This window comes from Pseudomonas sp. St316 (genome assembly GCF_018325905.1).
GTDB lineage: Bacteria > Pseudomonadota > Gammaproteobacteria > Pseudomonadales > Pseudomonadaceae > Aquipseudomonas.
Window position 1 is genome coordinate 4,063,290 of the sequence record NZ_AP021901.1, and the last position, 15,855, is coordinate 4,079,144.

A 15,855-nucleotide genomic window follows, 5' to 3' on the forward strand; every position below is an offset into this window, starting at 1 on the left:
AATTTGTTCCATGAGAGGTGGGCCGCTTTAATCCTGCTATCGAAATGGTTTAGGCATTTTAGTACCGACCTTCAAAACTCACGGGAAGATACGAGCGCCAAGGGCTGTGCTGGAAACGCCAGTGCCCCCCTGATCTATCCACATCGCGATCGACGCAACGGCATCGGCAGCGCGAGTTGGTTTTCGTGGAGGGTTTGAGCACCCATTCATGAAGCGATGAGCAGACTCCGCTGTGGTTCGAGCATGGGGGTCGCCGTGGATGTCCACGGCGACCGTGAAATGCGCCGGTTGGCGCAAGCTCATTTTCCATTCGACGGAGGCGGCGGCATCCAATGGCTGATCGATGGCTCGGGCTTCCCATCCGCGCCGTGGATCAGCTCGTAGTTGAGGGTGTATACGTTGCGGTCCAGGCTCACGGCAAGCTTGCCGGATGCAACGCCTTGGGTTGACACCAAAAGATCGCCCTGCGGCGTGTAGATGTCCATGTAGTAGTCGTCCGGGGAGCCGCCGTCGTCGGTATAGGAAAGAACGTAGACATACCCCTTGGCCTCCACGTCCAGGTCGAGATAAGTCGCCTGTCCACGGGCATTCAGCGCCAGCGTCGGCGAGGTCTTGTCCTGGAAGTACTTGACCGGATTACCGTGGATATCGAATGCCTGCACCCGTGCGTTGTCGGCCTCGAGCACCATCACCACGCCATCCAGGCCGATGGCGATCGCTACCGGATCCGACAGCAGCCCCTCCCGAGAGCCCTTGCCGGAGAGCAGGCAGGCGTCCGGGGCTTCGCCATCCGCGACGGGTGCGCTCGACAGCTCGCATCGCAGCAGTTTGCTTCGCCCGGTACTGATGGCAAATACATAACCCTGCGGGTGCAGGACGAAATCGTCCAGTGGGATACCCGCCGGGAACCGACCATAGCTCTGCCCCGCCCCGGAATGAAGAGGGGCGCATTTCGCCTCGTTATCGTAGCTCAGCGTGACCTTGCGAAGATGAACGTACGACGGCGCGTCATACTCGCTACCGGTTGCAACCGGGTAGCCATCGAGAAAGAAGTTTCTCCCCGAGCCGTCCGACGGGCTCATCAGGTCGTAGCCGATACCGGATTTACCGGTATAGCCGACATCGAGCGGCTGGTAAGCCTGCTCCGGTGGCACGAGAAGTGACACGTTCTGCACCGTGTACATGGCGTCGACCGACCGGGGGTTGGTCGAGAGGTTTTCCGGAAGGTTCAAATGGGCGGCCTGCCAGCCGTAGCCGATCGACGCGGGACCCTGCGCCAGGGTGATGCTCGTCAGACTGAGCAGATCAGAGCCGGAGGTCGCCGTGGCCGCCGGAGGCGGCGCGCCCTTGTCCCACACGTGCGCACCGCCCTCGTAGGCAAGCTTCTCCACATGCTCGTAGACCGAGCCATTGGTAAGCGCAGGCAAGCTGTTCTTGATCTCCAGACGCGGTATCACCAGCGTACTGCCATCCGTGCCCAGCGCGGGGGTCCAGTCAGTGACCCCTCTGCCTGCAACCCAGCCATTGTCGGCATAGAAAATGGCGGTCACCTTCAGCTTCCCGCCACCCGGGACGCCCTTGAAACTGATCGGGATGGGTTGGTTGTTCGTCCCTTGCGACAGCGAAAACGTTTTGGACGGGACCGTCACCTGACTGTCGTACGAGACGGTGACGACGTAATGCGTCGCCTGCATCGGGAAGTAATGAAACTGCGAGTCCGGGACGAGGGTAATATTCAGATCAATGGTCCTCGTCACCGTTGACGTATAGATCGGCGCGGCCTCGAGTACCTCGAAAGTCGTCTGGCCGAGCTGCGCTAGGGTAATCACCGCGTTGACCGCTTCCAGGGCAATGTCCACGAATGGGATCGCCTCCTCCAGGGCCCCTTGTGCGATGAACTCGAGCAACATCGCTTTCAAGCCTGTCTTCCACAGCAGGGGTCCGATGATGTTGGCCAGCTTGAGGAGGACTTCCTTGATTCCGCCCGTCAATGCGTAGTCGATGATCGCAGCGTCGATCGTCGCAAGGACGCCCAGGATCCCGACATAGACCGCGTCATCCTTCAGCAGGTTGGTGACGAACTCTGTCTTCATCACTGCGGCTCCCGCAACGAGCGCGATCACCGGGATCGCATACTCGAAGGTCGCCGTCATGAAGATGCCCAGGAGACAGATGTGCCGGTCGGTATGTCCGGGACCGAAAATACCAAGGCCCGCCAGATGGATGTTCACCGCGTTGGCCGCATCCGGCACGGGGAACGACAGAGTCATGTCGGTGACATCGATGGGGATACCGGCGATCTCATCAATGGGCCCGACCCGCTCGAGGTACTTCGTTGTGGCGGTTCCGCTGAACAGACTGGGGACCGAAACCGCCGGCCATGAATCCGGCGGCGCGACGGGAGTACCACGGGCATCCAGGAATTCGATATAGGCCCCCAGGTGCCTGAGCCACTGGTTCTCCACCCTCACGGACATGGTATTGCCGTCGTACGTCACGCCGGCAGGATCGACCACAACGCCCAGGCCGGGCGTGAGATTTTTCAATTGCCACTGGGAGTCCTGGTCACGTTGGCGCATTGAATGAGTGCCGGCCGTGCCCTGGTATTCGCTCGATACTATACCTTCGAATACTTTCCACACCGTGCCACGAAGGTATTCATCCTGCCGGGATAGCTGGATCGCCAGGGGCAGCGTGCTCGATACGGCCATGCGCACACCCTCGTCGAGTTTGGCCGTATAGAGTGGTTTGTTGCCGTCATACACCTGGTGTTTGTTCCAATCGAGCAGCGGTACCTTTCTTTGCCACGCGTCACCGGCTTGCTTGATGGTGTCCACCAAGGTGTTGGCGTCATTCGCGATCGCCTCCTTGATGCAACTTTCCTTGATATACGCGGGGATGGCGCCGCCGTTGTCACCACTGAGGTTCAGCAGGCTCGGGTGATGGAAAAGCACGGCGACTGCGGCCTCCGTGGCCTCGACGTAATTATCGACGTGATCCGGGAAATCGCCATCCAGCACCAGCGGTTCGAGATGATCCGAGGTGACGCCGTACCCGGCGAGTTTGTAGCGAGCCGAAGCGAGTACGTCCTTGCCGCGCCTCTTCATTTCTTCCCGTGCAGCCGCCCTGCCGGCCTTGGGGACGTGCAAGTACATGGAGATGGTCTTGCGGATCGATCCGTCGCCTGTCCCCGTGGACACTGTGACCAGTGCCGGGCGATTCGAGGGGACGGGAAGGTCCTCGATATAATGCGTGACATGCTCCTGCGCAAGCAGGGCCAGGAAGGGCGTGTCCTGGCTGGCCCGTGCGAGGGTCTGCGGCGTGTGACGCTCGAGCCGGTACTCCCTCAAATTCGCATGCAGGAGCACGTCGTCCGGATTCTTGCAGTGCTTCAGGTTGAAGTGCAGCGTGCGCGTCTCGGTCGGTCCGGGCAGTTTGTCCGCGCGCCGGTTGGTCGCCCCATCGTTCCCTTGATTCATGATTACTTCCCTGTCATTGCCAGTATTGAACGCGGATGTCCGCGCGGGATGTGTCGTGTTTCTCGGTCAACTGTGATCGCCGTAATGCCAGTCGGTCATCGGGGCGCCGTCGGCGTGCCACATGGTGCCGGTGCAAGGCCCTGTCTGGCCGTTCGGGCACGTCGCGTCAGCGGTGTCCTTCGGCATCTGTGTGATGTGGTACGTGAGCAGGGTCGTATCCTCCCGACCGCCATGGACAGTCAAGGTCCCTTGAGCCGTGCTGACGGCCGCTTCCGCGAAATTGACCCCCTTCGTGTTCGCGCCGGAAAAATCGACTCCTTGAAGACACGCGCTTGCGAACGAGCAGGCGCGTTGATCCTCCACGGTTGCCAGATCGACACCGCTGAATTTGGCGTTGATAAGGCACGCTCCGTCGAAGGTGACGCCCGCCACATTCTGCCCACCCAAACCCGAGAAATCAGTTGCAAAGAGGTACGCCCCCGTGAAGTCCACCTGCTTGATGGTCGCGTCCACCAGCGTCGCTTTACCGCCATACAAGTAGCAGAACGGCATCAGGGCGTATGACAGGTCCGCACTGCTGAATGAGGCGTTGAGCAGGTACGCGCCGCTCAGATTACAGCGGTGCTTGCCATCCGGTGTCGAGAAGGTGGCGTGATCGAACTTGGCGTAGGCCAGGTTCGCGTTCACCAGGTTGGCGCCCCCAAGCTGAGCGTAGGAAAAGTCCGAGTAGCTGATGCTTGGAGAGTCCACCGCGCCAAACTGCACGCTGGTCAGTACGGCATATTGTGCGATCAGGTTGTCGAGCGTCCCGTCGAGGATCGCGACGCCCGGGTGGTCGGGGTCTTCCATCATGAACTGGACACCGTCCATCTGTGCATAGCTCCAGACGTAGATATCGTCATCATCGCCGTTGAACGCATGCGTGAGGTTCTTGTTCACCCGGGCGTTCGAAAAAATGGTGCGGCTTTTGACATCTCGGGTGATGCAGATGGGCCTGGTGAGATCGGAAAGGGTCGCCAGGGCCAGGTCGGCGCTTTCCAGGTCAGCACTTTCGAAGTTGCAGTTGTCGAGCACCGCCCCTGAGAAGTCGCATCCTTTCAGGCTGGCGTTGCTGAAATCGGCATCCTTGAGTGATGCATTGCGAAAGTTCGCACCATCCAACGTACAACCGCGCAGGCTACTGCCATCGAGCACCGTACCCGAGAAATTCGCGATACCCGAGAAAGTGACATTGCTCAGATTGCTGTTCGTTACCCGCGTGCCGGAGAAATCCGCGTTGTGCAGGAACAAATACCAGAAATCGACCTTGTCGTACGATTGCTTGTTCAACTCCGACGCTCCGGGGAACAACTGTTGCGTAGTGACAGGCACGGATGGGTTGGCAGAGATCAGGGCAAGTTCAACATCTTTCCAGGTGACCGTATTGGCGATGATATCGATATCGAGTACGGATATGACCGACCGGCCTCGAATGAGCTCCATCCAGATGGCATTGTCTGTCGGAGGGATGCCGTACGGATCATGATTCGTCAGAGCGAGCGTCGCTGGCGTGTCCGGAGTGGTGAGTGCGACAAAGAAATCGTGACAGTCGCCGCCCGTCATCGGGCTGCCACAATCCAACCAAACCCCGTCACGTACCGATTGAACCTGAAGCCAGTTGTGGGTGTCCTGGTTGACAGCGTTGTCGGGGGTAAATGCATCTCCCAGATAGAAAGCGAACAAGGTCGCGTCTTTCTCGGTGCCGTCGTCCAATAACTCGCAGGCCAGTGAATTACCGTTGCGGTACGCGAACCAAGTATTGGAACCTATCCCTCCATAATTGACGGTTACGGTGAGGTAATAGCAGCCGATGTAGGTCTTCACGGCATTCGGGTCGGTCATAGGGATTCCCTCGATTGAATAGCCGATTGATGGGCACGAAAAAAACCGCGGTTTCTGGCAAAGACGAACTCACCCACCACATTGCGTCTACCTGAGCACTATCGCGGGTAAAAGATTTCCGGATAAGCAAGTTGCAGTTGCGTCGACTTCCGCAAGGAAAATCTTCGCAACCGCAACTCGAACATCCGGACGGCGCGAGTGTCCCACTCGTGGCCTGTGCGACTAATGCGTGCAGGCCATTAGCTGCCGAACGGCGGCATCGGTATATCGCCGGGCTGCAAGCCCAGCAGTGTCATGTACTCGTAGATGTGCTGATAGCCGGATTGAGACCGGTAGTCCGTGCAGTCGGATTGAGGTTTTCCACAAAGCCGCAGCTCCATGTTCGCGCTGCCCATTCCCCATTGCGTATAGTTCAGGTTGTTATTCACAACCTTGTCTATGGAGGACCAAACCATGTTCTTAGTGTCCTCATCAATAGGATTGTCTTCATAAAGGGTCAGGGAATAATCGAGCGAAGTTGCGCACCACGCCATCGGAACAACATCCAGGGTGTTATAGATACGCAGCGCATTACCGGCCATTTGCTTATTGAAATAGCTCGCGAAAAAACCATCCCCGCGGTGGGTGCAGCAAAGGTTTCACAAAAGAAGTTAAGGCCTGGAAGTTTGTCTTTCAGATAAAGCGCGAGTACCGACATGAGCGCACCGCCAAGGCTATGTCCAACCAATCGGATCGCTGTCCCACTTTGCAGCCTGCCAAGAAAATCGCACAGTGTGCCCGTGGCACCGATAGTAGAGGCTTTGGCCAATATCGCGTTCGCACCATCCGACGTTCCCTGGGCGATACTCGCCGATCCCTGGTAGTCCGGGATAACATTCTGCAATGACACCATGGGAAATATATCGAGATCATCCACCTGATCCTTTAAGGAATCCTTCAGTGTCCCACTCGTCACCACGACGACGTCGTTCCCACTTCTCCCGCCAATCAGCACCACGGTAATGTGCGCCGCGTACTCGCCATCCATTACCAGCGCCGGGCCCCAGGCGACGCCATAGCCGCCGCCTACCTTCGAGCCATTGAGACGCGATTGAATATTGTCCTTGACCTGGTCCGGCCTGGGGTTCTTGATGTTTTTCCAGGATTGCGAATACAGCGCCGCATTGTTGACCACGAAAGCGTGCGTCAGGCTGATTTGCCGTTGCAGAAGTGTGTCTGGGGTCGTCATGACTGCTCCTTGTCTCGAAGAAAGTTTTCAAGGATCCACGAAAACCTGTGGCAGCCGTCGATCCTTCTTGGCCAGCAAGATCGAGTGTAGCCACAGTTTTGGAAGCGACAACTTAATGCGCGGTCGCCTGCGCAGCAGTTAGAACGGTCCTTGATTCCGCCAGTCCGAAACCGTTGATAGTGACCGCACCCGGTAACGATTCACGTTAATCGTACGCCCTGTCTCGCGGGACTTTGGTCGCCCGCCCACGCTAGCAGGCCAAACACCCTCATGGGTCGGCCAAAGGCCCACAGCATAGGGTGTTTTATCGCGTGGCAAACGTCGATGTGATTGAGGTCGTCCGACTTCTTCATGACGCCATGGAAGTGCCGTTGCACCCCACCGTTGCTGACTGCTTTTAAGGAGAGCGCGGCAAAAGTCAAAGAAGTCTTTTCTCTGGACGAAACGTCCAATGCAGTAAGCAGCCAATGGGGCATCGGCGATCAACTGGCAGTGGTCATGTCACCGGTCATGCCCGTTACGGCACCAAGCGCGCCATTTATACGGAGTTACCTGGACCTTCCCGGATACAAGCTTCGGTCGTTTCAACCACTGGGGGCACACGGGGTAAGGTAGGAGCGCGCAAAAGGCTGGAAAGATGAAGTTGAATAACGATAAGTGCGACATCAATGAATGTGTTGAATCAACCGCAGCCGCACCACCCGATATAAAACACGCAGGCCCACATCAGGATCAAGCGACACCCGCGAAATCACCGACCTGCAAAGTGCCTGAAGACGCTGCCGCATTGATCCGCGCACTCGGTCTATCAACAGTCGATGTGCCGGGTTTCTCGCTTGACGGTTTTATCGCCCAGGACCTGACACGACGCCATCCCGACCTCGTGCGCAAACTGACGCCTGGGTACAGGGCCTCGTGGCGGTAATCCAGACTCAGACCCTGGCGTGTTGGAGGCCGCACCACGTCCCATCCCCACAGTGGACGACTTTCTGTTCCTGTTTTTCGGTCGATCCGAGGCGGCGCGACAGGCAGGACGCGATTTCTGGGAGCGCCATCGCGTTCCTCAGCGGATGACAAATTACGGAGCCAGCACATAAAGAGGCTTCGCCATTCTGTCGGCTAAAGACAGCAACGATGAATTCCTGACAGGGCTGCGTACAGGCGATCTGAAAATCAGCGGTGATTTTGTTGAGGTGATGTGGTTCCAGGGATTAACAGAATACTTGCAGCCGACTAAAGACTCCGCGCAGGTCTTTTTTACGACACGCTAGGGCTCGACACTCTCAACTCTGGAGTAAAAACCCATGCATCGTTTATTTGCAACGACCGTGCTGCGCTTCACGTTTTGAGCATCCTTCAATACGGCATCCGCCCAGGCCCAGGTAGTGGGCTCCCCCACAGCGAGTTGATCATCTACCCTGTTGCCGGTCATGGCGGCATATTTCAGTTTTATGCCGACTTCGTACCCGCCGCGCTCACGTTTCTTGTCCCTTAATCACTTCTGCATCCGCCTGGCTGGAATGCCAGGCGTTGATCATGCATTGACTGATTATCTGACTTCATCGCTGCATATCGATCTTCAACCCGGATCAGAGCAGCGATATTTCTACGGTCACCGAACGACGCGACTGGAACGGTGCCAGCAGTGATGGATCATCCAGTTCGTGGGTAATCAGCGTCCAGGGTTGACGCAAGGGTGTCCAATGCTGTTGGCGTGCCCGGCCCAATTTGGTGGCGTCGGCCAGCACGTAAATATGGGTGGCTCGGGCGATCATTGTTTCCTTGAGGTAAGCCTGCTCGGCGCTGGCTTCGCACAACCCCAATTCAGCCACTACGCCATCGGCGCTCAGAAACACTTTGTCTGCACTCAGGTGTTCGAGAGCAGCCTGTGCCACTACGCCGTAAGTCGACATGCTCGCACTGCGTAAGTCGCCGCCTAGCACCGTGATGCGGCCTTCAGGAATCAGCGCCAAGTCAGCCAGAGCCATGAGGTTGTTGGTGATCACGTGCAACCCCCTGCGCTCTTTCAGAAGCTGGGCCAACGTGCTGGTGGTCGTGCCGCCTTCAAGGAACAGGGTGTCGTGATCCTGAATATGCGCCAGCGCTGCGCGGGCAATGACGGTTTTTTCCTGGCTGTGCTGCTGGCGGCGCTCTTCCACCGACGTTTCCGGTTCGCGCATGCCCACGTGGGCAGCGCCGCCATACGTGCGGATCACCAGGCCTTCTTCCGCCAGCGCGGTGAGATCGCGACGGACAGTCGCTTCTGAGACGCCAAGCTCGGCGCACAGATCATCGACGTTCGACTTGCCTGAAAGGACCAGCTCCAGTATCGATTGACGCCGATTTGCGACTTTCATGAACAGCCTTAGTAGTGAGCGAAGAAGAAGGAGTTATCACATTAAACCGTCGCGCAGTGCAACTGGGCAGAGGCCGAGTCTACAGTGAAGCGCCACCGCAGATGACCAGGCTTTGCCCGGTGATGGCACCGGCATCCGGCCCCAGTAGGAATACCACCATGCCCGCGACTTCAGATGGCTGCACGAAGCGGCCGATCGGTGGTTTGTTGGGCGGCGTGCCACTGCGCGCCGGGTCCAGCAACATCGGCGTTTGCGTTGCGCCGGGGGCGATCAGGTTAACAGTGACGCCGTTGGGCGCCAGCTCCATCGCCCAGGAGCGCACCATACCTTGCAATGCCGCCTTGGTCGCCGCGTACTGGCTACGTCCAGCCGCGCCTTGCATCGTGCGGCTGCCGATCATCACGATTCGTGCGCCGGGGTGCAGCCTGGCGTGCAGGGTGTTGACCAAATGGCTCGCCGCCGCCACGTGAACCTGCCACATGGCTTGACCATCCTGCGGCTGCAACTGCCCCAACGGGGCAGTACGCATGAAACCTGCCGCGTGGACGATGGCATCCACAGTTTCGATGGGCTGCAAGGCTTGATCCAAGGCCTGCAAGTCACTCAGATCGCATTCTGTCCAGTGAAAGCGCGGATGGTCGATACCGGCAGCGCGGCGACTCAGCCCCTGCACGCTCCAACCTGCTGCCAGCAGGCGTTGCGCGATAGCCATTCCAATGCCGGAGCTGACGCCGGTCAGTACCACGGTTTTAGTCAATGTTGTCACGGGAGATGGCTCCTGAAAGCCGCCAACGGTCACGAAGGCGGCATGAAACACGAGTCAGCAACAGGGCTCAGCGCACCGCGGCCAGCGGCAGGTGCACATGCTTGATCTTCTGCCGGAAGTAAGTAAATGCCACATGCAGACTGCCATCCCGCGCCTGAATGATGCTTGGGTAGGAAAACTCTCGATTGAGCTTTTCCTGAGAGTTGTTGGTCAGGCAGAAACCGTCACCCAACTCCAGATCCAAGCGCACATGCCAGCTTCGTCCGTCATCGTGGGACAGCGCCAGGCTCATCGGCGCGCGTGGAATGCCCCAGACCGCGCTTTTGCCCTCCTCGTTCTGGCCAGGTGTCACCCGATCGTCGCCTTCATCCTCGATTTCATCGTACAGCGAGGCCCGACGCTGACTGTGCCCCTCGGCGTTGACCGGATTGTAGACCAGCGCCAATTCACCGCTGCTCAGCCGCACGAACTGGATAGAGGAATTGTTATTGGGCAGCTCCGTGGCGAGCGGCGCGCTCCAGCTACGGCCGCGATCCGTTGAGCGGCTGCTGTAGATCGAATCGGCCCAACGGCTGCGGAACAACCCCAATAAACTGCCATCGGCCAATTGATGGACATTCATGTGCACGCTGCCGGTGCTGTCTGGCACATCGTGGCGCGCCCAGCTTTGCCCTTGGTCGCTGGAAATCATTACCGCACTGACGTCGTGATTGCCCACCCATTTTTCGCCGGGACGGGTGATGCAATACCAGACCGGCAACAGCCATTCGCCGTTGTCCAGCACCACCGGTGGCTGGCGCACAAATGTGCCTGGTTCATCGAACAGCGTTTCTACCGGCCCCCAACTTTCACCTTGGTCCTGTGACAGGCGCCGACGGACAAGGGCGGTCTCTTGATTGCCGGAAACCTGTGCAGTCCAGATCAGCCACAAAGGACCTGCTGGCGCTTGAAACAGGATCGGGTTTTGCTCGGATCGGGTGTCGTCCTGAGACAGCTTCTGCGGCTCGCTCCAGACGCCAGTCTGTGGATCACGGCGCGACAGCAGCACAAAAATGTCAGCCATGCCTTCCTGAGTCCCGGCGAACCAGGTGCACAGCAGCGTCCCGTCGGCCAGTTCATGCAGGTTCGCAGCGTGGTTTTGGGCATAGGGCGTCGGCAGGAAGGCGTCCTGACGTTGTTCACTGATTGACATGGGAAACCTCTGACTTGTCCTGATGACGAGCGATCGATTGCGGAAACAGGCGCTCCACGGCAATCACTACGGCCGGGGTGATCAGCGCGATGTACATATTGTCAACGCCATAAGGGTTATCCAGCAGATACCAGACGCTGGTGGTAACGGCCGAGGCGATCAGGCCTAGCGTTGCCCCCCTTCCCGAGCCGAAGAACGGGAGGTAGATGGCGATCATCGCCACAACCGCGATGGACAAGCGCAAGGCCCGGGTAAAGAACGACAGGTTAAGAATTTCGGGCACAAAGAACACAAAGAATAGCGGCACGAAGCCGATGATCAGAGCAATGAAACGGGTAGCCCTGAGTTCGCGGTCCACTGAAGGCTTGCGCAATGGCACATAGAAGTCACGCACCACCAGCGAAGCGATGGCCAGGGCCACGGTGCTGACGCTGACAAAGATCGAGGCCACCAGAGAGATGGTTACCACGCCGGCCAGAATCGGACTCATTGATTGCAAGAAGATCGGCAGCGCGTAGAGGCTGCCCATGTCCGGGTGCAGGTATTTGGACGCAACACCGATGAAACCCAGCGCCAGTGCTATCGGGATGCACAGCAGCGAAGCATAGAAGGTCGAGCGTTGGGCCGCTTTCGAATCCGGGGTCGAAGAAATCGCCTGGATAATGAACTGGGTAGAGAAAATCGCACCCACTGTGCCGATGATCCACGCCATGATTTTCGAACCGCCGATGGCCCCGTCCCAGGTGAAGTAGTGTTCCGGCATGTTCTGGATGACCGGCGTGAAGCCGCCCGTCATGTGCAGAGCAACGCCCAGCACGATCATCACCCCTATGTACTTCACGCCCGTGTGCAGGATGCTCATGTAGGCAACGCTTTTCAGCCCGCCAAACACGTAGTAGAGCGTGCTGACGATCGCCGTGATGAATGCGGCCGTGGGCAGGTTGATCTTCATCACTGTCGCGATCGCCGCCGCACCACTCACGTAGTTACCGACGTTCACCAACAGCAAGGCGTAAATCATGATGATCGACACGGCCAGCTTGGTGGAGGTGCCGTACTTCTTGGCGATGAACCCGGAAATGGTGAACTCGCCCGAATTATAGAGCTTTCGGGCCATAAGCAAACCGAAGAGAGGGAAGCCAATGGCGGCAGCGATCACCGACCAGGAGGCTGCAAAACCACTTTCGAACGCCGCTTGTGCGGTGCCGACAGTAGATTTTGCCCCAATGAATTCCGACATCATCAGAATCCCGACAACAAAGGCGGGCATGGTGCGCGCGGCGACCATGTATTGCTCACTGGTTTTGCTCCGTAGTCGCAGGCTCATCCAGGTGGTGATGACGATATAAACGACGACCATGCCGATAATGATCGCCGTATCATGCGAGTTGAAAGTGTCCATCGTTTCGCTCCATTGTTATTTTTGTGGCGCGCTGTTTTTGGGATTTACTGACTGGGTTTGAGGTTGTTGCAGCGGCTTAAACCGCAACCGACTGGCGTGCCTCACGCCTACGGGTGGCCAGCTCAACGGCTTGACGCAGGGCTTCGATCAGGCTGCGCTCGTCAGCGATGCCTTTTCCGGCGATGTCGAACGCAGTGCCGTGATCGACGGAGGTTCGGATCACCGGCAAGCCAACAGTGACGTTGACGCCAGCTTCGAGGCCCATGACCTTTACCGGCCCGTGGCCCTGATCGTGATACATCGCCACGACCGCATCGAAGTCGCCGCGCCCCGCCCGGAAAAACAGCGTGTCGGCGGGCAGCGGACCTTCTACACGCCAGCCGCGGGCGCGCAGCTCGTCAATGGCGGGCTGAATTTTTGTCGCCTCTTCGCCATAGCCGAACAAACCGTTCTCCCCGGCATGAGGGTTGATGCCGCACACCGCGATCAGAGGGTTCTCGATACCGGCGCGGGTCAACGTTTCCCGACAGCGTTCGATGGTGCGCTTGACCAAGCCCGGCTCAATCTTGGCGATAGCGTCGATGATGCCGATATGGGTAGTGACGTGAATGACCCGCAAAGTCGGGGTCATCAGCATCATCGAGACTTCCTCGATACCCAGCAGGTGCGCCAGCATTTCCGTATGGCCTGGAAAAATATGCCCGCCCGCGTGCAAGGCTTCCTTGTTCAACGGCGCGGTGCAGATCGCATCCAGCTCGCCGCTTTCGGTCAGTTGCACGGTGCGCTCGATGTAGCGAAAGGCAGCGTCGCCTGCCACTGCCGAGAGTTCGCCGTAGGGCATATCCGCCGGGATCAGCCCCAGATCGATACAGTCCACAATCCCCAGCTCAAAGCGCGCATTGGCAGGCGAAGCAATGCTGTTGATGCGCAGGCTGCCTCCGACAATCCGGTTGGCATCTTCCAGGCGCTGAGCATCACCGATCACCAGCGGCCGACAGCTGTCGTAGACCGACTGATGAGCCAGGGTTTTCACGATAATTTCCGGACCCACACCGGCGGCATCGCCCATGGTGATCCCGATCACGGGACGTTCAGACATTATGGGGTTCCTTTTTGTTTTGGGACGGTTGTATCGAAGAGGGTTTGGTAACCGCCGTGCTGCTCGCACGAAGCAGTTCCCAAGCGTTCAGCAAGGTATCTGCATGACCAAATGCGCCAGCCTTGGTCACCACGTTCAAACCTGTTTCGGTGCGAGAGAGCACCACGCCCGGGGCCAACTCGCCTTGAACTTCAAGGCGGCTGATGCCCGCAGCAGTCAGAATGGCGCGAGCCGTTTCCCCACCTGTTGCAATCAGCGAGCCCGTCACGCCAAGGGCTGGTTTTAACCAATCACCCAGGGCGCTACTCACCTGTGCGGCGACGCAAGGATCTCGTTCGTGCTGACTCAACGTCAGCAGGCTGTCTTCGCCATTGGCGAGGCGCAGCTGCAGAAGCCTGAGCAATTGTTCGCGCTGCTCGTTTTTAGCCGGGTCGAGCAGCATGGAAACGTCTACTTGCATGCAGAAACATTCGGTTTGCTCGGCCAGCCTATTGGCCTGCGCTTGCGAGTGTCGGGACATGCTGCCCACTACGGTCAGCACAGGTGTACGACCTGCAACGTTCATTTCAGCCGGGGCTGGTAACCCCAATGCCTGCGGCAATTGGTTGGCCAGCCCCGCCGAACCTACCCAGAACAATTGACGGTGCAGCGCAGCGGTTGCATGGGCCAGGCGTTGCAGGTCGGCATCAGTCACCGAATCACAAATCAGCGCCTGCACATCGCTTCGCAAGGCGTGATCGAGCGCATTCGCCAGTGCCGTCTCGTCACGCACGGTGTCGATGCCAATGGCTTCACAACGTAAGCCTTGCGCGATCAGGCTTTCCAGCAGGTTCGCGGTACCGAGCAGGTGTTCATTGCGCCACACATCGCTCAATGCCACGGACACCCCATCGATCAGTTGCACCGAATCCTGGGTGGTGCGGCCCATTGCGGGGAACGCCGGCGCGACGATGGCCAGGCCGCGAAAGGCCTGCAAGGCGGCGATTTCACAGGCGACGTTACCGCGCAATGTGGAATCGATTTTCTTGTACAGCGCCCTGTTGGCGTATTGAGGGTGCTGCAATACGCCACTGTTTACCCGAGCAGCCTCGCCCGGATTAAGGCGCCTGGAGTCTACGTCTATGGCAACGACCGCTGCGGTGGATTCGCAGTCCTGGGTACCGAACACGATGTCCGTGGGCAGTCGTTGCGCAAAACCTGCTGAGCAATCGGCGGCCCCGGACAAATCGTCGGCAATGATCAACAAGCCCAGCATGCTCTCGGCGGTCATGGCAGCAGGCAACGATAAAGCGCTTCGATTTCAGCCAGGCTCAACGCCTTGGGGTTATTGGCCATCAGTCGGGTCACTTTAGAAGCGGCCACCGCCATGTCGGCCAAGTGCTCCTCGGCCACGCCGAATTCACGCAAGTTCTGAGGAATGTTCAAGGTGGCGGTCCACTGGCGAATCTGCTGGATCAGCTTGTGCGCGGCGACCTCATCGCTGTCCTGCGTCTGTGCGACACCACACACGCAGGCAGCGCGTTTCAGGCGGTCCGCGCAGCTGTCGAGATTGAACGCCATGACATGGGGCAACAGCATGGCGTTGGCCACGCCGTGCGTGACGTGAAATTTGCCACCCAGCGGATAGGCCATGGCGTGAACGGCCGCCGTACCTGCAGCGGTCAGGGCCAGGCCGCCATACATCGAGCCGAGCAACATATCGCCACGTGCACGGACTGAATCCGGTTCCTGGTAGGCTTGGACGATACTGCCTGCGATCAAGCGCATGGATTCCAGGGCAAACGCATCACTGATCGCATTGGCCTTGGTGGAGATAAACGATTCAAGCGAATGCACGAAGGCATCCATACCGGTCGCGGCCGTGATGCTGCGCGGTAAGCCGAGGGTTAACAGCGGATCAAGTATCACCAAGGTTGGCAGCAAGTGACGGCTGACCACCCCGATCTTAAGCTCTTCTTCTGGCAGGGTGACGATAGCATTGGGCGTGACTTCAGAGCCTGTGCCCGAGGTCGTTGGCACCAGCACCATAGGCTTGCCGGGGTGGCTGACCTTATCGATGCCAAGTAAGTCCCGCAGCGGGATGTCATTGGTCAGCATCACCGAAAACAGCTTGGCCGCGTCCAGCACGCTGCCGCCGCCAATCGCGATCAGCGCATCGGGGGCATAGGGGGCAACGTCGTTACGAAAGACCCGCTCGATGTTCTCCAGCGTCGGTTCGATCTCGACGTTGTCGATCATGTGCACATCGATACCGGCAGCTTGCAGTTGGGCACTGACGCTCGCGGTCACCCCCAGGTTATGCATAGCGTTTTGCGTCACCAAGACGACACGGCGCAAAGGCGTATCCAGCAGCGGCAGTTTTTCAGTCAGTTGTTCAAGGCTGCCAGGGCCATGAATGACGTGTTTGACGGTCTGGAAGTGATAGGTCGACATCTACGCATCTCCTGGCGA

The 15,855-nt window shown here is 58.5% G+C and carries 12 protein-coding genes and 1 pseudogene; 2 read left to right on the plus strand and 11 right to left on the minus strand.

Annotation, left to right across the window (positions count from 1 at the left end):
* Nucleotides 1-299: 299 nt before the first annotated feature.
* The 4 genes from KI237_RS17890 to KI237_RS17900 form a co-directional block, all read right to left on the minus strand.
* Nucleotides 300-3,479, minus strand: coding sequence for an NHL repeat-containing protein (locus tag KI237_RS17890; RefSeq protein ID WP_212796399.1), 3,180 nt, complete (start codon nucleotides 3,477-3,479; stop codon nucleotides 300-302).
* 66 nt (nucleotides 3,480-3,545) lie between these two features.
* Nucleotides 3,546-5,360: a pentapeptide repeat-containing protein gene (locus KI237_RS30765; protein ID WP_212796400.1), complete on the minus strand. Its 1,815-nt coding sequence runs from the start codon at nucleotides 5,358-5,360 to the stop codon at nucleotides 3,546-3,548.
* Nucleotides 5,361-5,599: 239 nt separating this feature from the next.
* Nucleotides 5,600-5,788 carry a hypothetical protein gene (locus tag KI237_RS30575; RefSeq protein ID WP_249410629.1) on the minus strand — a complete coding sequence of 63 codons (189 nt, stop codon included), beginning with the start codon at nucleotides 5,786-5,788 and terminating at the stop codon, nucleotides 5,600-5,602.
* 68 nt (nucleotides 5,789-5,856) lie between these two features.
* Entirely contained in the window at nucleotides 5,857-6,588 is a 732-nt protein-coding gene (locus KI237_RS17900) for a lipase family protein (protein ID WP_249410630.1), read from the minus strand.
* Between the two features lie 254 nt (nucleotides 6,589-6,842).
* On the opposite strand from KI237_RS17900, the pseudogene KI237_RS30810 reads away from it, so the two are divergent.
* Nucleotides 6,843-6,989, plus strand: a pseudogene (locus tag KI237_RS30810) (type II toxin-antitoxin system RelE/ParE family toxin); the annotation flags it as partial.
* Between the two features lie 236 nt (nucleotides 6,990-7,225).
* Nucleotides 7,226-7,513: an alpha/beta fold hydrolase gene (locus KI237_RS17905; RefSeq protein WP_212796401.1), complete on the plus strand. Its 288-nt coding sequence runs from the start codon at nucleotides 7,226-7,228 to the stop codon at nucleotides 7,511-7,513.
* Nucleotides 7,514-8,177: 664 nt separating this feature from the next.
* Here KI237_RS17905 and KI237_RS17910 read toward each other — a convergent pair.
* The 7 genes from KI237_RS17910 to KI237_RS17940 form a co-directional block, all read right to left on the minus strand.
* Entirely contained in the window at nucleotides 8,178-8,945 is a 768-nt protein-coding gene (locus KI237_RS17910) for a DeoR/GlpR family DNA-binding transcription regulator (RefSeq protein WP_212796402.1), read from the minus strand.
* 79 nt (nucleotides 8,946-9,024) lie between these two features.
* Nucleotides 9,025-9,711 carry an SDR family NAD(P)-dependent oxidoreductase gene (locus KI237_RS17915; RefSeq protein WP_249410631.1) on the minus strand — a complete coding sequence of 229 codons (687 nt, stop codon included), beginning with the start codon at nucleotides 9,709-9,711 and terminating at the stop codon, nucleotides 9,025-9,027.
* A gap of 67 nt (nucleotides 9,712-9,778) precedes the next feature.
* On the minus strand, nucleotides 9,779-10,903 hold the full coding sequence (locus KI237_RS17920) for a sialidase family protein (protein WP_212796403.1): 1,125 nt from the start codon (nucleotides 10,901-10,903) through the stop codon (nucleotides 9,779-9,781).
* Nucleotides 10,890-12,305, minus strand: a complete 1,416-nt coding sequence (locus KI237_RS17925; RefSeq protein ID WP_212796404.1) for a sodium:solute symporter family protein — start codon at nucleotides 12,303-12,305, stop codon at nucleotides 10,890-10,892. Before KI237_RS17925 ends, KI237_RS17920 begins: the two co-directional genes overlap by 14 nt.
* Nucleotides 12,306-12,381: 76 nt before the next feature.
* Nucleotides 12,382-13,404, minus strand: coding sequence for a 4-hydroxythreonine-4-phosphate dehydrogenase PdxA (gene pdxA, locus KI237_RS17930; RefSeq protein ID WP_212796405.1), 1,023 nt, complete (start codon nucleotides 13,402-13,404; stop codon nucleotides 12,382-12,384).
* The gene (locus KI237_RS17935) at nucleotides 13,397-14,674 is read right to left on the minus strand and encodes a four-carbon acid sugar kinase family protein (RefSeq protein WP_212796406.1); all 1,278 of its coding nucleotides are present in this window, start codon (nucleotides 14,672-14,674) and stop codon (nucleotides 13,397-13,399) included. Before KI237_RS17935 ends, pdxA begins: the two co-directional genes overlap by 8 nt.
* The gene (locus KI237_RS17940) at nucleotides 14,671-15,837 is read right to left on the minus strand and encodes an iron-containing alcohol dehydrogenase (protein WP_212796407.1); all 1,167 of its coding nucleotides are present in this window, start codon (nucleotides 15,835-15,837) and stop codon (nucleotides 14,671-14,673) included. The genes KI237_RS17935 and KI237_RS17940 overlap by 4 nt, the downstream gene beginning before the upstream one ends.
* Between the last annotated feature and the right edge of the window lie 18 nt (nucleotides 15,838-15,855).